Source organism: Ruminococcus bovis, assembly GCF_005601135.1.
Taxonomy (GTDB): Bacteria; Bacillota; Clostridia; order Oscillospirales; family Acutalibacteraceae; genus Ruminococcoides; species Ruminococcoides bovis.
In genome coordinates this window covers 672,604-690,911 of sequence record NZ_CP039381.1, presented here as the reverse complement: position 1 = coordinate 690,911, position 18,308 = coordinate 672,604, and the positions used below count along the sequence as shown (strand labels likewise).

At 33.7% G+C, this 18,308-nt stretch carries 13 protein-coding genes, 1 pseudogene and 1 CRISPR repeat array (1 of these 15 running past the window's edge); of the genes and pseudogenes, 11 read left to right on the top strand and 3 right to left on the bottom strand.

Annotation, left to right across the window (positions count from 1 at the left end; genetic code table 11):
• Nucleotides 1-2,734: direct repeats of the CRISPR family, unit length 33 nt; unit sequence GTCACCACCCACATGGGTGGTGTGGATTGAAAT (it extends 2,173 nt beyond the left edge of the window).
• A gap of 37 nt (nucleotides 2,735-2,771) precedes the next feature.
• Nucleotides 2,772-3,744 (bottom strand): annotated as a pseudogene (locus E5Z56_RS12155) (IS30 family transposase).
• A gap of 509 nt (nucleotides 3,745-4,253) precedes the next feature.
• Here E5Z56_RS12155 and E5Z56_RS03310 point away from each other — a divergent pair.
• Nucleotides 4,254-4,649, top strand: a complete 396-nt coding sequence (locus E5Z56_RS03310) for a hypothetical protein (RefSeq protein WP_138156515.1) — start codon at nucleotides 4,254-4,256, stop codon at nucleotides 4,647-4,649.
• Nucleotides 4,642-4,911, top strand: a complete 270-nt coding sequence (locus E5Z56_RS03305) for a hypothetical protein (RefSeq protein ID WP_138156514.1) — start codon at nucleotides 4,642-4,644, stop codon at nucleotides 4,909-4,911. Before E5Z56_RS03310 ends, E5Z56_RS03305 begins: the two co-directional genes overlap by 8 nt.
• An 85-nt stretch (nucleotides 4,912-4,996) precedes the next feature.
• Here the strand turns inward: E5Z56_RS03305 and E5Z56_RS03300 are convergent, their stop codons facing one another.
• On the bottom strand, nucleotides 4,997-5,185 hold the full coding sequence (locus E5Z56_RS03300; protein WP_022504963.1) for an NINE protein: 189 nt from the start codon (nucleotides 5,183-5,185) through the stop codon (nucleotides 4,997-4,999).
• A 336-nt stretch (nucleotides 5,186-5,521) separates the two neighbouring features.
• Between E5Z56_RS03300 and E5Z56_RS03295 the strand changes: the two genes are divergently transcribed.
• The 6 genes from E5Z56_RS03295 (at nucleotide 5,522) to E5Z56_RS03270 (ending at nucleotide 13,226) form a co-directional block, all read left to right on the top strand.
• Nucleotides 5,522-6,607 carry an InlB B-repeat-containing protein gene (locus tag E5Z56_RS03295; protein WP_138156513.1) on the top strand — a complete coding sequence of 362 codons (1,086 nt, stop codon included), beginning with the start codon at nucleotides 5,522-5,524 and terminating at the stop codon, nucleotides 6,605-6,607.
• 12 nt (nucleotides 6,608-6,619) lie between these two features.
• Nucleotides 6,620-7,495: a hypothetical protein gene (locus E5Z56_RS03290; RefSeq protein WP_138156512.1), complete on the top strand. Its 876-nt coding sequence runs from the start codon at nucleotides 6,620-6,622 to the stop codon at nucleotides 7,493-7,495.
• Nucleotides 7,496-7,751: 256 nt separating this feature from the next.
• Nucleotides 7,752-10,505: an Ig-like domain-containing protein gene (locus E5Z56_RS03285; RefSeq protein ID WP_138156511.1), complete on the top strand. Its 2,754-nt coding sequence runs from the start codon at nucleotides 7,752-7,754 to the stop codon at nucleotides 10,503-10,505.
• 172 nt (nucleotides 10,506-10,677) lie between these two features.
• On the top strand, nucleotides 10,678-11,319 hold the full coding sequence (locus E5Z56_RS03280) for a hypothetical protein (RefSeq protein WP_138156510.1): 642 nt from the start codon (nucleotides 10,678-10,680) through the stop codon (nucleotides 11,317-11,319).
• Nucleotides 11,273-11,842, top strand: coding sequence for a hypothetical protein (locus E5Z56_RS03275; protein ID WP_138156509.1), 570 nt, complete (start codon nucleotides 11,273-11,275; stop codon nucleotides 11,840-11,842). The genes E5Z56_RS03280 and E5Z56_RS03275 overlap by 47 nt, the downstream gene beginning before the upstream one ends.
• Nucleotides 11,843-11,960: 118 nt before the next feature.
• Nucleotides 11,961-13,226 carry a leucine-rich repeat domain-containing protein gene (locus tag E5Z56_RS03270; protein WP_138156508.1) on the top strand — a complete coding sequence of 422 codons (1,266 nt, stop codon included), beginning with the start codon at nucleotides 11,961-11,963 and terminating at the stop codon, nucleotides 13,224-13,226.
• A gap of 75 nt (nucleotides 13,227-13,301) precedes the next feature.
• Here E5Z56_RS03270 and E5Z56_RS03265 read toward each other — a convergent pair whose 3' ends face one another.
• Nucleotides 13,302-14,312 (bottom strand): LacI family DNA-binding transcriptional regulator, encoded by a 1,011-nt coding sequence (locus E5Z56_RS03265; RefSeq protein WP_138156507.1) that lies wholly within the window; start codon nucleotides 14,310-14,312, stop codon nucleotides 13,302-13,304.
• 232 nt (nucleotides 14,313-14,544) lie between these two features.
• Between E5Z56_RS03265 and melB the strand changes: the two genes are divergently transcribed.
• The 3 genes from melB to galE are packed head-to-tail and all read left to right on the top strand — an operon-like array spanning nucleotide 14,545 to nucleotide 18,304.
• Nucleotides 14,545-16,020: a melibiose:sodium transporter MelB gene (gene melB / locus E5Z56_RS03260; protein ID WP_138156506.1), complete on the top strand. Its 1,476-nt coding sequence runs from the start codon at nucleotides 14,545-14,547 to the stop codon at nucleotides 16,018-16,020.
• A complete protein-coding gene (locus E5Z56_RS03255; RefSeq protein ID WP_138156505.1) occupies nucleotides 16,020-17,300 on the top strand; it encodes a galactokinase in 1,281 nt (426 codons plus the stop codon). Before melB ends, E5Z56_RS03255 begins: the two co-directional genes overlap by 1 nt.
• Before the next feature lie 11 nt (nucleotides 17,301-17,311).
• Entirely contained in the window at nucleotides 17,312-18,304 is a 993-nt protein-coding gene (galE, locus tag E5Z56_RS03250; protein WP_022504970.1) for a UDP-glucose 4-epimerase GalE, read from the top strand.
• The last annotated feature ends 4 nt before the right edge of the window (nucleotides 18,305-18,308 follow it).

The window sequence follows — 18,308 nt, the reverse complement described above, 5'->3', positions numbered from 1 at the left end:
GGTGGTGTGGATTGAAATTCAAAGTATCGGCATACAAACTCTGCTTGTTTTCGTCACCACCCACATGGGTGGTGTGGATTGAAATGTGGTGACTTTGCCTTTGACGATATTTTCGGCACGGTCACCACCCACATGGGTGGTGTGGATTGAAATTTTGTATGGGATTGAAACACACTCTTTGTATTTTGTCACCACCCACATGGGTGGTGTGGATTGAAATACCTCGCTTGATGTAGTGACGAACTGCGTATCTCGTCACCACCCACATGGGTGGTGTGGATTGAAATCCTCTTGCGACATCATTATAATACCATAGTAATTTGTCACCACCCACATGGGTGGTGTGGATTGAAATTATACAATCAAATCAACAAATAAAGAAAGGCGAGTCACCACCCACATGGGTGGTGTGGATTGAAATGAGAGGGAAGAAGAATGAAGAAGAATATACAAGTCACCACCCACATGGGTGGTGTGGATTGAAATTTAACAGCAGAACATTACAGCAACAAAGAACAATGCGTCACCACCCACATGGGTGGTGTGGATTGAAATCCACTCTGATAATGTTATCCAACTGCCCTTTTTAGGTCACCACCCACATGGGTGGTGTGGATTGAAATCTAACTGCTGATGAATTTCTTTCCAGCTTTCACCTGTCACCACCCACATGGGTGGTGTGGATTGAAATACCATCTACAGTTATGCGTGATGAAGTCGGACGATTGTCACCACCCACATGGGTGGTGTGGATTGAAATACCTTTAATTTCAAGCGGTTCAGCTAACTTGTTGTCACCACCCACATGGGTGGTGTGGATTGAAATAAGCATTAACAATTCAACACCTTCTAGCGCGGTTTGTCACCACCCACATGGGTGGTGTGGATTGAAATAACACCTCTTGCTGATATAGAAACTTTGAAATCTGATGTCACCACCCACATGGGTGGTGTGGATTGAAATACAGAATCGAATGGCGAATGATAGGTGGAAATCCTGGTCACCACCCACATGGGTGGTGTGGATTGAAATTATTACCATATGACGATAGTGCTTTGGATATTGCGTCACCACCCACATGGGTGGTGTGGATTGAAATTTAATCTGCATCAAAATGGTGGACCTTATGTGTACAGTCACCACCCACATGGGTGGTGTGGATTGAAATTTAGGGTCAACTTTAGAAACGCTAGGACTACCGTTGTCACCACCCACATGGGTGGTGTGGATTGAAATACCTTGATTGGCTTGAAAATCTTGACTTATATCCGTCACCACCCACATGGGTGGTGTGGATTGAAATTCCTTTACTGCTGTACCGTTTTATTTGATTTTGCCTGTCACCACCCACATGGGTGGTGTGGATTGAAATAAGGCACGAGTATAAATATCTGCCTATATCATCAGGTCACCACCCACATGGGTGGTGTGGATTGAAATTTTACCGAAGTGTTGATAATATCCACGAACGTACCGTCACCACCCACATGGGTGGTGTGGATTGAAATTAGAAATGATAAGACTACTAGGGGACCATGGAAGTCGTCACCACCCACATGGGTGGTGTGGATTGAAATTAAAACGATTACAACAACGTTATCAAAAGCCTTAGGTCACCACCCACATGGGTGGTGTGGATTGAAATACCACTGATGGAGGTTGTAGAAACTACAGATAGAGGTCACCACCCACATGGGTGGTGTGGATTGAAATTTTAACCTCCTTTATTCAAATTATGAAGATTTCTTTGTCACCACCCACATGGGTGGTGTGGATTGAAATTTTACCGAAGTGTTGATAATATCCACGAACGTACCGTCACCACCCACATGGGTGGTGTGGATTGAAATACTTTTGAAATTGGTGAACAAGATTACAATAATTGTCACCACCCACATGGGTGGTGTGGATTGAAATGCTTGTTAGTGGTATTACTCAATCAATCCCAAAATGTCACCACCCACATGGGTGGTGTGGATTGAAATTAGAAATGATAAGACTACTAGGGGACCATGGAAGTCGTCACCACCCACATGGGTGGTGTGGATTGAAATTCTAATTGATTAACGGATTGATGATATAAATTATGTCACCACCCACATGGGTGGTGTGGATTGAAATACCACTGATGGAGGTTGTAGAAACTACAGATAGAGGTCACCACCCACATGGGTGGTGTGGATTGAAATCTTAACAGATATTAAACAATAAGAGGTGATAATATAGTCACCACCCACATGGGTGGTGTGGATTGAAATACTCTTTTTAACTCTCAAAGTGATAACATCATATGGTCACCACCCACATGGGTGGTGTGGATTGAAATTTGACAACAAGCAGACACCTGCACCGCTACCGCTGTCACCACCCACATGGGTGGTGTGGATTGAAATAACAGTGTACTTGATTATATTGTTGAAAATAGTAGCGTCACCACCCACATGGGTGGTGTGGATTGAAATTCGTAACAAGAGAAGTGATAGATTTTGTCACTATGTCACCACCCACATGGGTGGTGTGGATTGAAATCGATTGTTGGCGAAGATGATATAAGACACTCTGGGTCACCACCCACATGGGTGGTGTGGATTGAAATTCATACTAGTTTTTTACACCACGAAAAAAGCAAAAAGTCACCACCCACACGGGTGGTGTGGATTGAAATAAATTATGCAGATTTTTTGACTAATTTAACAAGGCGTCACCACCCACACGGGTGGTGTGGATTGAAATTTTAATCCTCTTGCCGTCTTTGTATTCAACAGTCTGCTTAGATTGTCAAACCAAGTGCAACACTTTGATTAAAATAGTCAATAGGTGAAAGAAGGTCTAAACATTTTCTAGGTCTATTATTAATTTTATCAAGGACTGCATCAAGTTGTGCTCTTGTGACTTTTCTGAAATCAGTACCTCTTGGAAAGAAAAATCTTAATAGTCCATTGATATTTTCATTTGAACCTCGTTGCCAAGGAGCATGAACATCTGCAAAATATATTTCTAAATCTAAATCTTTTTCAATATCAGCATATCCGTTAAATTCAGAACCATTATCTAAAGTTAATGTAAGTGGTTTGATTTTTAATGAAGCTTTTTCAAAAGCTTCTCTAAAAGCTGAATTAATTGATGAAATAGATTTATCTTTACAGGTAGCAGCTACAAGAAATCTTGATTTTCTATCAATAGCAGTAACAAGATAACCTTTTCCTACTGAACCGTAAATTGTATCTCCCTCATAATCACCAAATCTTCCTCTTTTATCAACTATATTATCACGATTATGAATTGATTTTTCAGGATGTTTAGTGTAGGTCTTACGCTCGGTTCTGTAAGGTCTTCCTCTTCTTCTAAGATGTGATGTAGGTGAAATACCCGGGAATAATTTAGAACGAATTGCACGATAAATAGAAGAAAAAGAAATCTTAATATTATGATTTAAATTCCATTTATCAGCTATTATTTCCGGAGACCAAAAGGAATGTAATTTATCAAATACATAATTATATATATCTGTGTATATGAGTAAATTATTTTTCTATGACAATCCTTTCTTCTTACTAAATATTTTACATGTGCGCCCCAAGGATGATAGTGTTTGCGTTTTTTACTAAAATTCCGTTTTAATTCTCTGCTGATTGTAGAAGGACTTCGTTCAAGTATTTTGCAATTTTTCTTATGCTATATCCTTTTTCGTAAAATTCTTGTAGACATTCTCTTTCAATTAGTGTAAGATGTGTATATGACAATATGATTACCTCCGTATTATGTTTGGTGTTGCAACTACATTTTACACGATGGTTTTCATATTGTCTATTTTTTTAGTGTTGCACTTGTTATTATAATCTAACCTGTCACCACCCACACGGGTGGTGTGGATTGAAATCAACTAGGGGATAAGAATAATTATTGGTAACTTGTCACCACCCACACGGGTGGTGTGGATTGAAATGGATATATGTCAGTAAACAAAATTGGATATAAAGAGTCACCACCCACATGGGTGGTGTGGATTGAAATAGTATCGTTATAAACAACAATACTACTGTCTACAGTCACCAACCTGATGGGTGGTGTGGGTAAAATAATTTTTGTAAAAAATTATAAAAATTTATAAAATGGTGCAAAAACAGTTGCCTTTTTTTCGGTTATATATGCAACAACCAAACAAAGAGAAAACAAAGAAAAACAATAACCTTTTAGTTTATGCTTATAGACTGAAAGGTTATTTTGTTGCAGAAAGTTAAAAGGTGAGCTAATGAAAAAGTCAAATGAATTTATGGAAATGTTGCCTAGATTATTACAGGCAATGAAAAATGTAAATGATGCCGGTTATGTTGGTGTTCTTTCCAAGGAAGGTGCTGACAAATTGTGTCACATTACAAAGACATTACAGAAAATTCTGAAAAATTCAAAAGGAATTTCAATATCGCAGAAACCCTATGTTATCTTTAATGCAGTAGGTATATTGGTGTCATTTGACGAAATTATAATGAACAAAGAACAGATTAGTTCATTTGTATCATTATTAGGAAAGTATCAGCTAGATCCGGAACAGATACCATTAGATATGGTAAGTTTTCATGGTGGAGGGTTAAATTTTATGGTGCATGATTGCTACAATATTACAGTTGGAGGTTGTGAAAATGAATAACACAGTAAGAAATTTGATAAAGCAACTTTATGATAGTGATGACAATTATAATGATGTGTATGAGATAAGGCATCATATTGATGACAACAATTCATATGTAATAGAGGTTATTATAGGGTGTGATGATTTTAGTGACCCTGATATTCTGAAACTTTTTACAACACTACTAAGGAAATGTAAAGAATTCCGTATGAAGAGAATAGATAAATTTTCTACAAGTTATCTGTTCACTATAGAAGATGAATTTATACAAGAAGTGTAAATTGAAAAAGCTACTTAATAAAAATAAGCTGACATTACTATGTAGTGTCAGCTTTTGCTATAGGTGGATTAAATTGAAAATCAGGTTATGGGTAATAAGGGTTTGGTTTAAAGAGATAACGAAAAATATCAATAATCCATCCGATACCAAAAATACCACAAGTACAGAAATAAACAATGCCTAAAAGTACTCTGCCCTCATAAAAACGGTGTATGCCGAAACAACCGAAAAATAAGCATAGAAAAAATGAAACCCATTTGCTTTTTGGATACATAAGTCCACCTCCTTAGTTTTTATTATATGTTGATAATTTAAATTCTTTATTTATTACTACCACAATTCTACTATTTTATAAAATTATCGTCAAGGTAAAAAATGGGACTGTAAAATAAAAAACTTTGCATTAAATGATAAAATATACTAAATTATTATTATAGAATATTATAATATTAGTAATTATTATTTTATATACAAAAATCTAAAGAAAATTATAATTTTTGTTATCTAAGTGATAATACTTGACAATATTTTACTAATGTGATACAATACCAAAAGTTAGAATTTATAGTTCATAGACAAGCAAAGTTATTTATGAAAAAGGAGATACATTATGAAAAAGAGTAGGAATATTTATATTAAAGTCTTGTCACTGTTTGTAGGTGTGATGATGATGTTTAGTATTATAGAGATTAACACTATATCTGTTAAAGGTAAAAATAGTAGTTATTCTATAGTATTTAACGCCAATGGTGGTAAAGGAAAAATGACTAAACAAACCATTGCTTATAATACATTTGCTTATATCAAAAAATGTAGTTTTACAAAAAAAGGATATACATTCTTAGGTTGGTCAAAAACAAAAAAAGGTAAAATCTCTTATAAGAACAGACAAAAGATAAGAAATATTTGTAAAGCTGGTTCTAGATTAAATTTATATGCTCAGTGGAAAAAAGATAGTAATCGAAGAGCAATATTATTAGGTGAAACATCAACAATAGAAGTACCTATTAATGATGTCAAAAGTATGAACGGCGTTATGAAAAATTCAATATATCATGGCTTGAAAATGAGTAGTGTTGTTTATTATCCTAATCACAAAAAGAAAGATATTGTTGCAAAAATAAAAAGTGTTTTTAAGTATAACAAACCAAATGATGTTAGTTATATATATATGACTTGTCATGGCGATGGATATGGAAATGTGTATATTGGCTCTGATGATACATACTTTTCTGTTTCAGGGCTAAGAAAATTATTAGATAAGTATGTTAATGGTAAGGTAGTCCTTATTATTGATTCTTGTTATTCTGGAAGAATGATTAAAGATACTATGCTTAACACAACTGATAATTCAGATTTTGCTGATAAATTTGTTAATGATTTTATTAACTATGAAAATACTGAAATAAAGGGATTTACTACTAATAAGTATGTAGTTTTATGTTCATCAAAGGCAAATGAGACTTCACGAGGCGGTGATGATGTAAGTCTTGCCACAAGATATTGGTCTATGGGGGCAGGTTGGCATCCTGTACAGAAAAAAACTTGCAAGTTGTTTGCTGATACAGATGGTAACGGAAGAGTAACATTGAAAGAATTGTATAAGTATTCATACAATAATGTAAAAAAACAAGGTCAACATGTGGTGGTTTATCCAAAAAACAGTTCATTCGTTTTATTCGGAAGATTTAATTAAGGAGTGTAAATTATGAATAAAAGTATTATTAGATTATTTTCAGCACTAACTGTTTTATTATTGATGAGTTTTTGTACTATCAATGTTATGGCAGCAGAAAACACTAACGAAAAGAAAGTTTCAACAATTGAAATTAAGTGTGATAGCTTTACGAAAAATGATTCAACAGAAAATTCAATTGAATGTGGTTCAGGTTCTACATTTTCAGCTACAGTAAAGTATAGTGATGGTACGACTGCCACAGGTGATGATGCTAAAGTACAGTGGAAGATTACAGGTAGTGACAGTAACAACAACATTTATACTAAAGTAAAAGATGATGAAAATTCTATTTATGTTTATGCACCATATCATTATGCAGATAAGTTAACTTTAACTGCAACTTCTGTAGCTAATAGCACAGTTAGTGGTACTTATGATGTAGAAGTTTTTGACGAACACAGTACAGGTCCATCAAATTTCTTTATTTTCAATGGTAGTGAAGATGATGAACTTGATGTAACCGGTGATGAACCAACTTTTGAAGAAAAGTGGAATAATGAAACTTGTGAATACTCAGTAACTGCACCAAAAAATTCATATGAATTAGATGGATATACTTTCTTATATTGGAAAGATGATGATGGCAATAAGTACAATGTAGGAGATATTATTACAGTAAAGACAACAGGTAGCCCATCAATTTGTAACCTATATGGTGTGTGGAAGTCTGATACAACAGATGAAACTACTGAATCTGCTGATAACAATACCAGCACAGCAGATGAAAGTAGCGGTAGTGATATGACTTCACCTAAGACAGGTAGCAATGATGGTTTGCTAATTGTAATGTTCTCTCTTTGTCTTGTAGCACTATGTGGTGTATGTGTATATAAAATCAAAAAGTAAGTAATTTAATTTATAAAGCTACCCATAATTATGGGTAGCTTTTTTGTTTACCTAATAATTTAATTACAACATACAAACTATACATTAATTTTTATAATCTATTGAAAATTATATATAAAAGTGCTAAGATAAAGTTAAACAGAATGAAAAAGTAGGTTTTTATTTTAAAAGTAAAAATCTTATGTAGCATTTCGACAATTAGTGGGTTTTCGTTTTGTACAAATTCACTATAGCGTTCTAGTAAGGGGTTATAAAAATGAAAAGTGTTTCTAAGGTAACATCATTTATGTTAGCATTTTTGTTATGTGTTTCTATGTTTAGTATTGCACCTACAGTAAGTGCAAAAAATATAAATATAGAAAAATCATCAGGTGAAGAAAGTAAAAGTGGCAACTTCTATTATTATGTAGATGATGACACTAACAATGCAACAATTACTCAGTATTTGGGTAATAGCAAAAGCCTTACAATTCCAAGTACTATTGATGGTTATAAGGTAACTAAGGTTGAGTCTTTGGCAAAGATTGAAAACGATGATGAAGTTATTAATACTACTTTGGAAACACTTAATATCGGCAACAATGTTCAGATTATCGGTAGCTATGGTGTGACTAATTTTACAAAGCTAAAGACTGTTAATATTAAAAGCAGTGTAAAAGTTGTTGAGAACTTTGCTTTTGATGGTTGTAATGCACTTACAAAAATAAATATTGATAATGGACTAAAGGTTGTTTATGGTGATGGCTTTAGTAATATTAAAAATTTAAAGTCTATTTCAATTCCTAATTCTGTAAACAGAGTTGGTGCAAATGCCTTTGGATATATGTATGATGATGATACTAACAAGTATAGTAGGGTTTCCGACTTTACTATTAGTGGATATACCGGTTCAAATGTAGAAAAGTATGCAAATAACTGTAACTTTCCTTTTACTTCACTTGGTACATACAAAAAGTCTGCTGATGATGTTGACTATCTTTACACTTTGCAAGATGACAAAGTTTCACTTATTACATATTTAGGCAGTGGTGGACAGGTTACTGTACCTGAAGAAATTGGTGGTAATGTTGTAGCATACAATACTACTAATGAAGTATTCTCTGAAAATCAATTTAGAAATAGTTTAGGAAAATTTAACGGTAATTTTGACTATGTAACTGCTATTGGTTTTCCATCAATGTGGGATTGTTACGGTAATATTTCTTTAAGTGACACCCCTAAGCTAAGTGAAATTACTATTACAAATACTGAGTACAATTTTGATGATGAAGTTAGTGAAAATAAACCTTTTGGTTATTCATATGTTTTTGATGATGATGGTGTGGTTACTGAATTTATCAAATATGATAACTTTGTTATAAAAGGATATTACGGTTCAACTGCACAACAGTATGCTGAGGAAAATGACTTTACATTTGTTCCTATTGAGACTGACAATACAATACCTGTTGTACCTACTGACTCTGTAACAGAAACTACAGTAAATAACACTATAGAAGAAACATCAACTGTTGAAAGTAACTTTACTGAGCCAAGTAGTGTTGAAGTGACTACCGTTAGCAATAATGAAAATAACAATAATATTAAAACTCCAACTGATAATACAGAAACAACAGAGCCAAATAATAATGAAGTGACAATTCCTACAGAGGATAATTCTGATATTGAAGAACCAACTAATGATTATGATATAGAGCCAAGTTCAAGATATGTTGACTATCCTACTGAACCTGAAATGGAAGAAACAACTTATACATTGCCTAAGGTTAAGGACACTAATGTTTATGTAAAGAAAATTATGTTGAACAAAACTAAGGCAACTGTTTTGTCAGATAAAAGTGTAAAATTAGTTGCAAGGGTTTATCCTAAAAATGCAAATAACAAAAAGCTTTTGTGGACTTCATCAAATAAAAGAATTGCAACTGTAGAAAAAGGTGTTGTAGTAGGTTTAAGAAAAGGTACAGTAAAAATTACTGCAAAATCTACTGATGGCAGTAAATTGTCAGCACAATGTGTTGTAACTGTAAAACAAGCAGTAAAAACTATTAAGCTAAACAAAACACTTATTACCGGCAGCAAAGGTACAAAAGTTATATTAAAAGCAAAGGTAACACCAACTAAAGCCGATAATAGAATTGTAAAGTGGCAGTCATCTAACAAGAAGATTGCTACTTTAAATAAAAAAGGTGTTGTTACAGTAAAAGGCAAAGGATGTGCAGTAATCAAATGTACTTCCGGTGACGGTAGTGGAGTATATAGCAAGAGTGTTGTAAGCAATAGTGGCAAAGCAAAATCTATTAAATTAAATAAAAAGTCAGTAAAAATTTCTGCAGGGTTAGGCCTAAAACTAAAGGCTACTGTAAAAGGTAGTTGTAAAGAAGTTTTGTGGAAAAGCTCAAACAATAAAGTTGCCACTGTAACCGATAATGGAATTGTTAAAGGAATAGAAAACGGTAAGGCAGTAATTTCTGCTGAAACGGTGGACGGTAGTAAAAAGGTAGCAAAATGTACTGTTACAGTTACAGGTCATAACTATGGTGAATGGACAGTTTCTGTAGCTCCTACTTGTCAAGATGAAGGTGTAGAAACTAGGGTTTGTAAGTCTTGTAAGAAAATACAAGAAAGAACCCTTGATACTGTTGACCATAACTGGCAAAAATTCTATACAGTTGATGAAGAACCTACTTGCACAGACATAGGTGTTGCGTATATTTATTGTGATGATTGTGACGAAACTTGTGACACATATTATATTCCTGCAACAGAACATTGTTTTGGAGCATCGGAAATTATAGACTATGCCGATTGTGAAACAGATGGACTTGTAGTTAGAATGTGCAAGTATTGTGACGAAACTGAAGAAATTGTAATACCGGCACTTGGTCATTGTTGGACTGATGAAAAGGTTGTTGACTTAGAACCTACTAATAATAGTTATGGTCAAAAGTCATATCATTGTCTGTATTGTGATGCAACAAGTGGTGAAGAAATAATCCCACCACTAAATTGATAATTTAAGTTTTTTACTTAGCTACCCATAATTATGGGTAGCTTTGTTGTATAAATAATACATAAATTTGCAAATTAATCGAAAAATAGTATTGCATATTGCTAATTTATAGGTTATAATATTTTTGTAGAAATGTTTAAACTTGTTATTTATCATAAGGATGGTAGAATTTATGAATGAAATAGAAAAAAGAAAACAAGATGCAATTACTATGATGAATACTGAATTTATTCCTAATTTAAAGGAAGATGATTTAGCTGAATATAAATATAAGAAGTATACTTTAGGTGATTTGGCAGCTTTAGGTGTTGCTTTTGAACCAGTGGTGTCATCAATTCAAAATATTTTACATATTGGTAATGGTGGCAGTGGTTTATATTTTGTTAACACTATGGGCAAAACTATGCATAAATTTAATGGTGAAAATAGTTATTTAGGTTCTTTGAAAGCATTAGATGGAACTGTTGGTGGTGGTCAAGCAAGAATTAATCCACTTTCTTGTAATCCTACAATGTTGTTTATGTCCTTAGCTATGCTAAATGTTGAACAAAAATTAAATACCATTCAAGAAACTCAGCAAGAAATTTTTGATTATCTAAAGTTTAATGAAAGAGCAAAGTTAAAAGGTAATATTAACACTCTATCTGATGTAATGAACAATTATAAGTATAATTGGAATAATGAAAAATATATTGCGAATAAGCATATACTGGTTCAAGATATTAGGAAAGATGCTGAACAAAGTATAATTTTACATAGACAACAGATTGTTAAAATCGGAAAAAAAGCTAAAGTCTTTATTATCAAATCGTGATATTAAATCAGTAAGAGAAAAGGCACATACAGAATTTTCTGATTACAAATTGGCTTTGTTTATGTATTCTTATTCTTCATTTTTGGAAGTTTTGTTGCTTGAGAATTTTTCAACAGAATATTTGAAATCGGTTAATAATAAAATTCTTGATTATTCTTCTAACTATAGAGAACTATATACCGATATTTATGATAAGATGGAAAATTCATCAAAATCAACTATTGATTCATATGTTTTAAAAGGTTTATCAAGTGCTAGTAAAGGATTAGGCAAGTTTATCGGCTCTATACCTATTGTTGGTGAAGGTCCTGTTGATGAAGGTCTTATTGATGTTAGCAATAAACTAGATAAGTATAAGGATAGTTTGGTTGATAAAACTATGAAAGAGTTTATCGTTAATATAAATGGTTTTGTGTTGCCTTTTGTTGACAATATTAAAATGCTAAATCAGATTTATAACGAACCGATAAATATGGTGTTTGATACTGATAATATCTATATTATAGAGTCAAATGAAAATTAATTGACTTAGCTACCCATAGTTATGGGTAGCTTTTTTATAATAAAAATAAAAATTTTCAAAATTATGTAACCTTTTGTAAAGTTGAAAAGTGTTATATATGTAACAGGTAAAACCGAAGATGAGTCGGAAAAAGTTACATAAGAAAGGATTTGATGAAATGAAAATTTTTAGAAAAGGTTTTGCAGTAGCAATGGCAATGATAATCACTTGCAGTGCATTTACAGTTATGCCACTAACTACAAGTGCAATGGCAGTTAATGAAACATCGGTATCAGCATCTTCTACTAAAAGTGGTAAGTGTGGTAAGGATGTAAAATGGTCATACAATAACAAGGTTCTTACTGTTTACGGTAAGGGTAAGATGACTACAGAAATACCTGAGTCTGTAACTAACTATGCTGAAGAAATTATTGTTAGAGACGGTGTTACTGATATTGGTAAACTTGAAACAGGTGAACGCCTAAAGAAAGTAACTTTAGGAAAAGGCATCACAGTAATTCCAGGTGGTCTTTTTGCCGGATGTGTTAAATTAAAAACTGTTAAATTATCTAATAACCTAAGAACTATTGAAAATGATGCTTTTAGATGGTGTGAAAGTCTTACATCAATCACAATCCCTGAAAAGGTTAGAAAAATTCAGGGTAATCCATTTATAGAGTGTAGCAAATTAACAAAAATTAATGTTAATAAAAACAACAAAACCTACACTTCAATTGATGGCATATTGTTTACAAAGTCAAAGAAAACTCTTGCTATTTATCCACTTGGTAAGAAAAATTCTGCTTATAGTGTTCCTAAGACTGTTTATAAGATTGCTGAAAATGCATTTAGTGAAAGCAGTTCTATAAAGACTATCAAAATGACAAACTCAGTTAAGAGAATTGAAGATAATGCGTTTGCCCATTGTTATAGATTGAAAAATGTAACTCTGTCACAAAGATTAATTTACATTGGTGAGCAAGTTTTTAACGACACAGAATTTAATGATACAGAATCAAATTGGAAAAACGGTTACTTATATTGTGGTAATGCACTAATAAGTGTAAAACAAAACTTAAAACAAGTTACTGTAAAGAAGGGTACAAGAATTCTTGGTACTCGTGCAATTGATTTGTGTGAAAATTTAAAGAAGGTTACATTACCTGAAGGTCTGCTTTACATTAATGATTATGCACTACATGATGACACTAAGTTATCTGCTTTAACAATTCCTAAGTCAGTTAAAGAAATAGGCAAGGATGCAATTGGTGTTTATAGTGACATTGATTGGAATGGTAACTCTATTACTGTTAAGGTAAATCCTTTTAAGGCAAAGGTTTATAAGAATTCTGTAGGTCATAAGTATGCTAAGAAATGTAAACTTAATTATCAGGTTATTAAGTAATTATTATTTGTAAATTTAATATAGCATTTAACAGAAAAACACCCACCAATTTTTGGTGGGTGTTTCCTTATACTTTTACTGTTGTGGCTTTCCACATGAATTTCTGATTTTAATAGGACAAGGCATATATATTTTCATAGGAGAAAGTAGCTTGTTGTTCTTAGAATGTAACATAGTGTTGATAACCTGTATACCATAAATACCCATTGCATAAACCGGTGCACTCATTGTGGTTAGTGGTGGGTTGGTGTATCCTGAAAGTTCAGTATTATCAAAACCGATAATAGAAACATCTTCCGGAATTTTGTAGCCATTCTCTTGTAATGCTCTCATAGCACCAATAGCTATAGGGTCACTTGCTGCAAAAATTGCTGATGGTACTTTTTCACTTTCAATAAGTTCTTTCATCATACCGTAACCGGATGCAGTAGTGAACTTGTCTTGTAAAATATAATTTTTGTAGTTGATGCCTTTACTGTCACAAGCATTTTCAAATGCTGATAAACGCTTATCGGGATAAACAGTACCATCCTCAAGCTCCTCAATACCACCTAAGAAACCAATATCCTTGTGACCTAGGTTATATAGATAGTTAACTGCATCGTTAACTGCTTGTCTAAAGTCTAGGGAGATAGAAGTAATTTCAATATTCTCAACAATCATATCCAGAAAAACAATATTACTGTTTAAGTTTCGTAAATTTTCTACCTCTTGTTTACTAAACTTTCCTAAACAAATTATACCGTCAACATCATTAAGTGCTTCCATATAGTTAATATCTGTTTTGAAAGTTCTTACAATATTTATATTATTCTTAGAACAGTAGTCCTCAATACCCTGACGCATTAAGAAGTAGTAGTTGTCCTCGATTTCTTGCTTAGATGAGAACCATTGCAAAATGCCAATAACACAGGTAGGAGCTGATACTGTTCGCTTTTTCTTAACATAATTCAGTTCTTTTGCTGCTGCAAAGACTTTTTGTCTGGTTTCAATAGAAGTACTAAGTGTTGTGTCATTGTTTAGTACCCTTGAAACAGTAGCAACAGAAACATTAGCTTTCTTTGCTACATCTCTAATAGTAGCCAAATACATCACCTCTACCCTTATTATAGTGAATATTTACTAAATACGCAAGGGTTGTTTAGTGAAAAATAGATAAACTTTAATTTTGTTTACTAAATATATTGACTTTTTATGAAACAAAACATATAATTTAGTTAACAGATAAGCAAAAAGCATATTAATAATTAATAATATTAATTTCTTTTATGCATTTTGTACGGTTAGTTTCATTTTTTATATTTAAGGAGGATTTTTTATGAAACGCAGTTCTGAACGCAGACTTGACGGCAAGATTCCTGCAAGAATCAAATATACCTTTGCATTTGGTGCTTTAGGTAAAGATATGATTTACGGTATGATTGCCACATTCTCAATGATTTACTTTACAGATATTATCAAAGTAAATCCTGTATTTATCGGTGCAATGTTCTTTGTTGCAAAACTATGGGACGCATTTAACGATTTATTTATGGGTATGATTGTTGACAATACAAGGTCAAGATGGGGTAAGTTCATTCCTTGGCTTGTAATCGGTACACTTGTTAACTCAGTAATATTTGTAGTATTGTTTACAGATTTCCACCTAAGTGGTGTTGGCCTTTGTGTATTTGCTACTGCAGCATATATTATGTGGGGTATGACTTACACAATTATGGATATTCCTTATTGGTCAATTATTCCTAACCTAACTACTAACCCTGAAGAAAGAGAAAAGGTTTCAGTTTTACCTAGAATTTTCGCAAGTATCGGTCAGTCACTAATTATTGCCGGTTTTGGTGTAAAGATTATTGAAGCACTTAGTGGTGGCACAACTAACCAAGCAGGTTATCATCGTTTTGCTTTAATTATTGCAGCAGTATTTATCCTAACAATCGGTATTACAGTTATTAACCTACCTAAGGGTCAGGACAAATCAGTTCCTGAACAGAAGGTTAAGTTCAAAGATATTTTTAAGATTATCGGTAAGAACGATCAGCTAAGATGGGCTGTTACACTAATTTTCCTATACAACATTGGTATTCAGTGCATTATGGGTGTTGCAACATACTACTTCAAATATGTTTGTGGTGATGCCGATATGATGTCATCATTTATGATTAGTGCATCTATTGCTGAAGTTGTTGGTTTGATTGTATTCCCTAAGGTAGCTAAGATGCTTTCAAGAAAAACATCATTCCTACTTGCTTGTACACTTCCTGCTTTTGGTCTAATTATGTTACTACTTGTTGGTATCTTTGCTCCAAACAATGTTGTACTAACTTCAATCTCAGGTGTTATCGTAAAGCTCGGTACAGGTCTTGAACTTGGTTGTGCAACAGTATTCCTTGCTGATGTTGTTGACTATGGTGAATACAAACTTGGTGTTAGAAACGAAGGTGTTGTATTCTCACTACAGACACTAATTGTTAAGTTTACAGCAGCTTTAACTGCTCTTGGTATCGGTGCTGCTCTAGGTAGTACAAAGTATGTTCCGGGTCAGGAACAGTCATTTGCAACAGTTGCATCAATCAGTGCTTTAATGTGCATTGTTCCTGCAGTTTGTATGCTAATCGCTTATGTAGTATACAAGAAAAAGTATAAGTTACATGACAATATGCTAAAGAGAATTATCAATACTATTACAGCCAGAAGAGAAGGCAAAATTGATATGACAGAAGAAATTAACGAAAACGGTGTTACAGAACCATCACATTTTTCAGCTAAAGATACTTTAAAGGTAGGTGCTAAGTAATGATTAACACTAAGGAAGCTATTAAGGTAATATATAACGGTGAATATGATAATGTACTTAAAGATGTTTATGTAGATGAAAATGTACTTGATTATCAGAAGAAAAGATACATTAATGCTATTGAACAGTACGAAACAATCTTTTGCCCTGACAATGTAGAAATCTTTAGTGCACCGGGTAGAAGTGAAGTTTGTGGTAACCACACTGACCATCAGCACGGTAAGGTACTTGCAACTTCAATTAACCTAGATACAATTGCTATTGCATCAAAGCATAATGACAACATTATCAAGCTTGTATCTGACGGTTACGATATGATTACACTTGATATTAACGACTTAAGAATTAACGATGATGAGGCTGGCACAACAGTCAGCCTCATCAGAGGTGTGCTAAAAGGTCTTAAGGATAAAGGCTACAAAATCGGTGGATTTAATGCTTATGCAACAAGTGATGTACTTGTTGGTGCAGGACTTTCTTCTTCTGCTGCTTTTGAAGTAATTATCGGTACAATTATCTCAGGTCTATATAATGATATGAAAATTGACTCAGTAGAAATTGCACAGATTTCTCAATTTGCAGAAAATGTATATTTCAAGAAACCTTGTGGCCTTATGGACCAGATGGCTTGTTCAGTTGGTGGTATTATCAACATTGACTTTAAGAATCCTGAAAAGCCTATTGTAAAGAAAATCACTACAGATTTTGAACAGTATAATTACAGCCTATGTATTGTAGATACCAAGGGTGACCATGTTGACCTTACTGATGACTATGCAATGATTCCTTCTGAAATGAAGAAAGTTGCAAACTATATGGGCAAGGAAGTTCTTAGAGAATGTGACTCAAACGAATTTTATCTTCACCTTGCTAAAATTAGAGAGGCAGTAGGTGACAGACCTGCTCTTAGAGCATTCCACTTCTTTACAGAAGAAAAGAATGTTCAAAACGCAGTTGATGCTCTTGAAAAGGGTAAGTTTGATGAATTCCTAGATGCAATCAAAAAGTCAGGTAACTCATCATTTAAGTATCTACAAAATGTTTATACAAATAGAGATGTACAACATCAGAATATGTCAATTGCCCTTGCACTAAGCGAAAGCCTACTAAGAACATATGGTGTATGCAGAGTTCATGGTGGTGGTTTTGCCGGTACAATTCAGGCATTTGTACACAATGACTTTGTAGATAGCTACAAGTCATTTATTGACAATGTGTTTGGAGAAAATTCTTGTCATATTCTAAAGATTAGAAAATACGGTGGTATCAGAGTAATTTAAGGAGGAAACTTATGAAAATTTTGGTTTTAGGTGGAGCTGGTTATATTGGCTCACATACAGTATATAGACTTATTGAACAAGGTCACAGTGTAGTTGTATTTGACAATTTGGAAACAGGTCACATAGAGGCAGTTCATCCTGATGCCAAATTTTATAAGGGTGACCTTAGAAACAGAGAAGATATTGACAATGTTCTTGACAATGAAAAGGACATTGATGCAGTAATTCACTTTGCAGCTAATTCTTTAGTTGGTGAAAGTATGACAAACCCACTTAAGTACTATGACAATAACCTTAACGGTACTAAAGTGTTGTTACAATCTTTAGTTGCTCACAACATTGACAAGGTTGTATTTTCTTCAACTGCTGCAACTTATGGCGAACCTGAAAGAACACCTATCCTAGAAACCGACCCTACTAATCCAACTAACTGTTACGGTGAAACAAAGAAGTCAATGGAAAGAATGTTCTATTGGGTAGAAAAGGCTCACAACCTCCATTATGTATCACTAAGATACTTCAATGCTTGTGGTGCTCATATTAGTGGTGAAATCGGTGAGGCTCATTCTCCTGAAACTCATCTAATCCCAATTATCCTACAAACTGCTACCGGTAAGCGTGACCACATCAGCATTTTTGGTACAGATTACAACACTAAAGATGGCACTTGTGTAAGGGATTATATCCATGTTACAGACTTAGCACAGGCTCATATCCTTGCAGTACAGTACCTTGTTAATGGTGGCAAAAGTGATATTTTCAACCTAGGTAACGGTGTAGGCTTTACAGTAAAAGAAGTTATTGAAAAAGCAAAGGAAGTTACAGGCAAGGATATTAAGGTTGTTGAAGAAGGCAGAAGAGCCGGTGACCCTGCAGTACTTATTGCTTCAAGTGATAAGGCAAAGAAAGTTCTTGGTTGGTGTCCTGAATATGACAGCTTAGATACAATTATCAGTACAGCTTGGAAGTGGCATTCTACCCATCCTAACGGATACAGTAAGTGAGGTC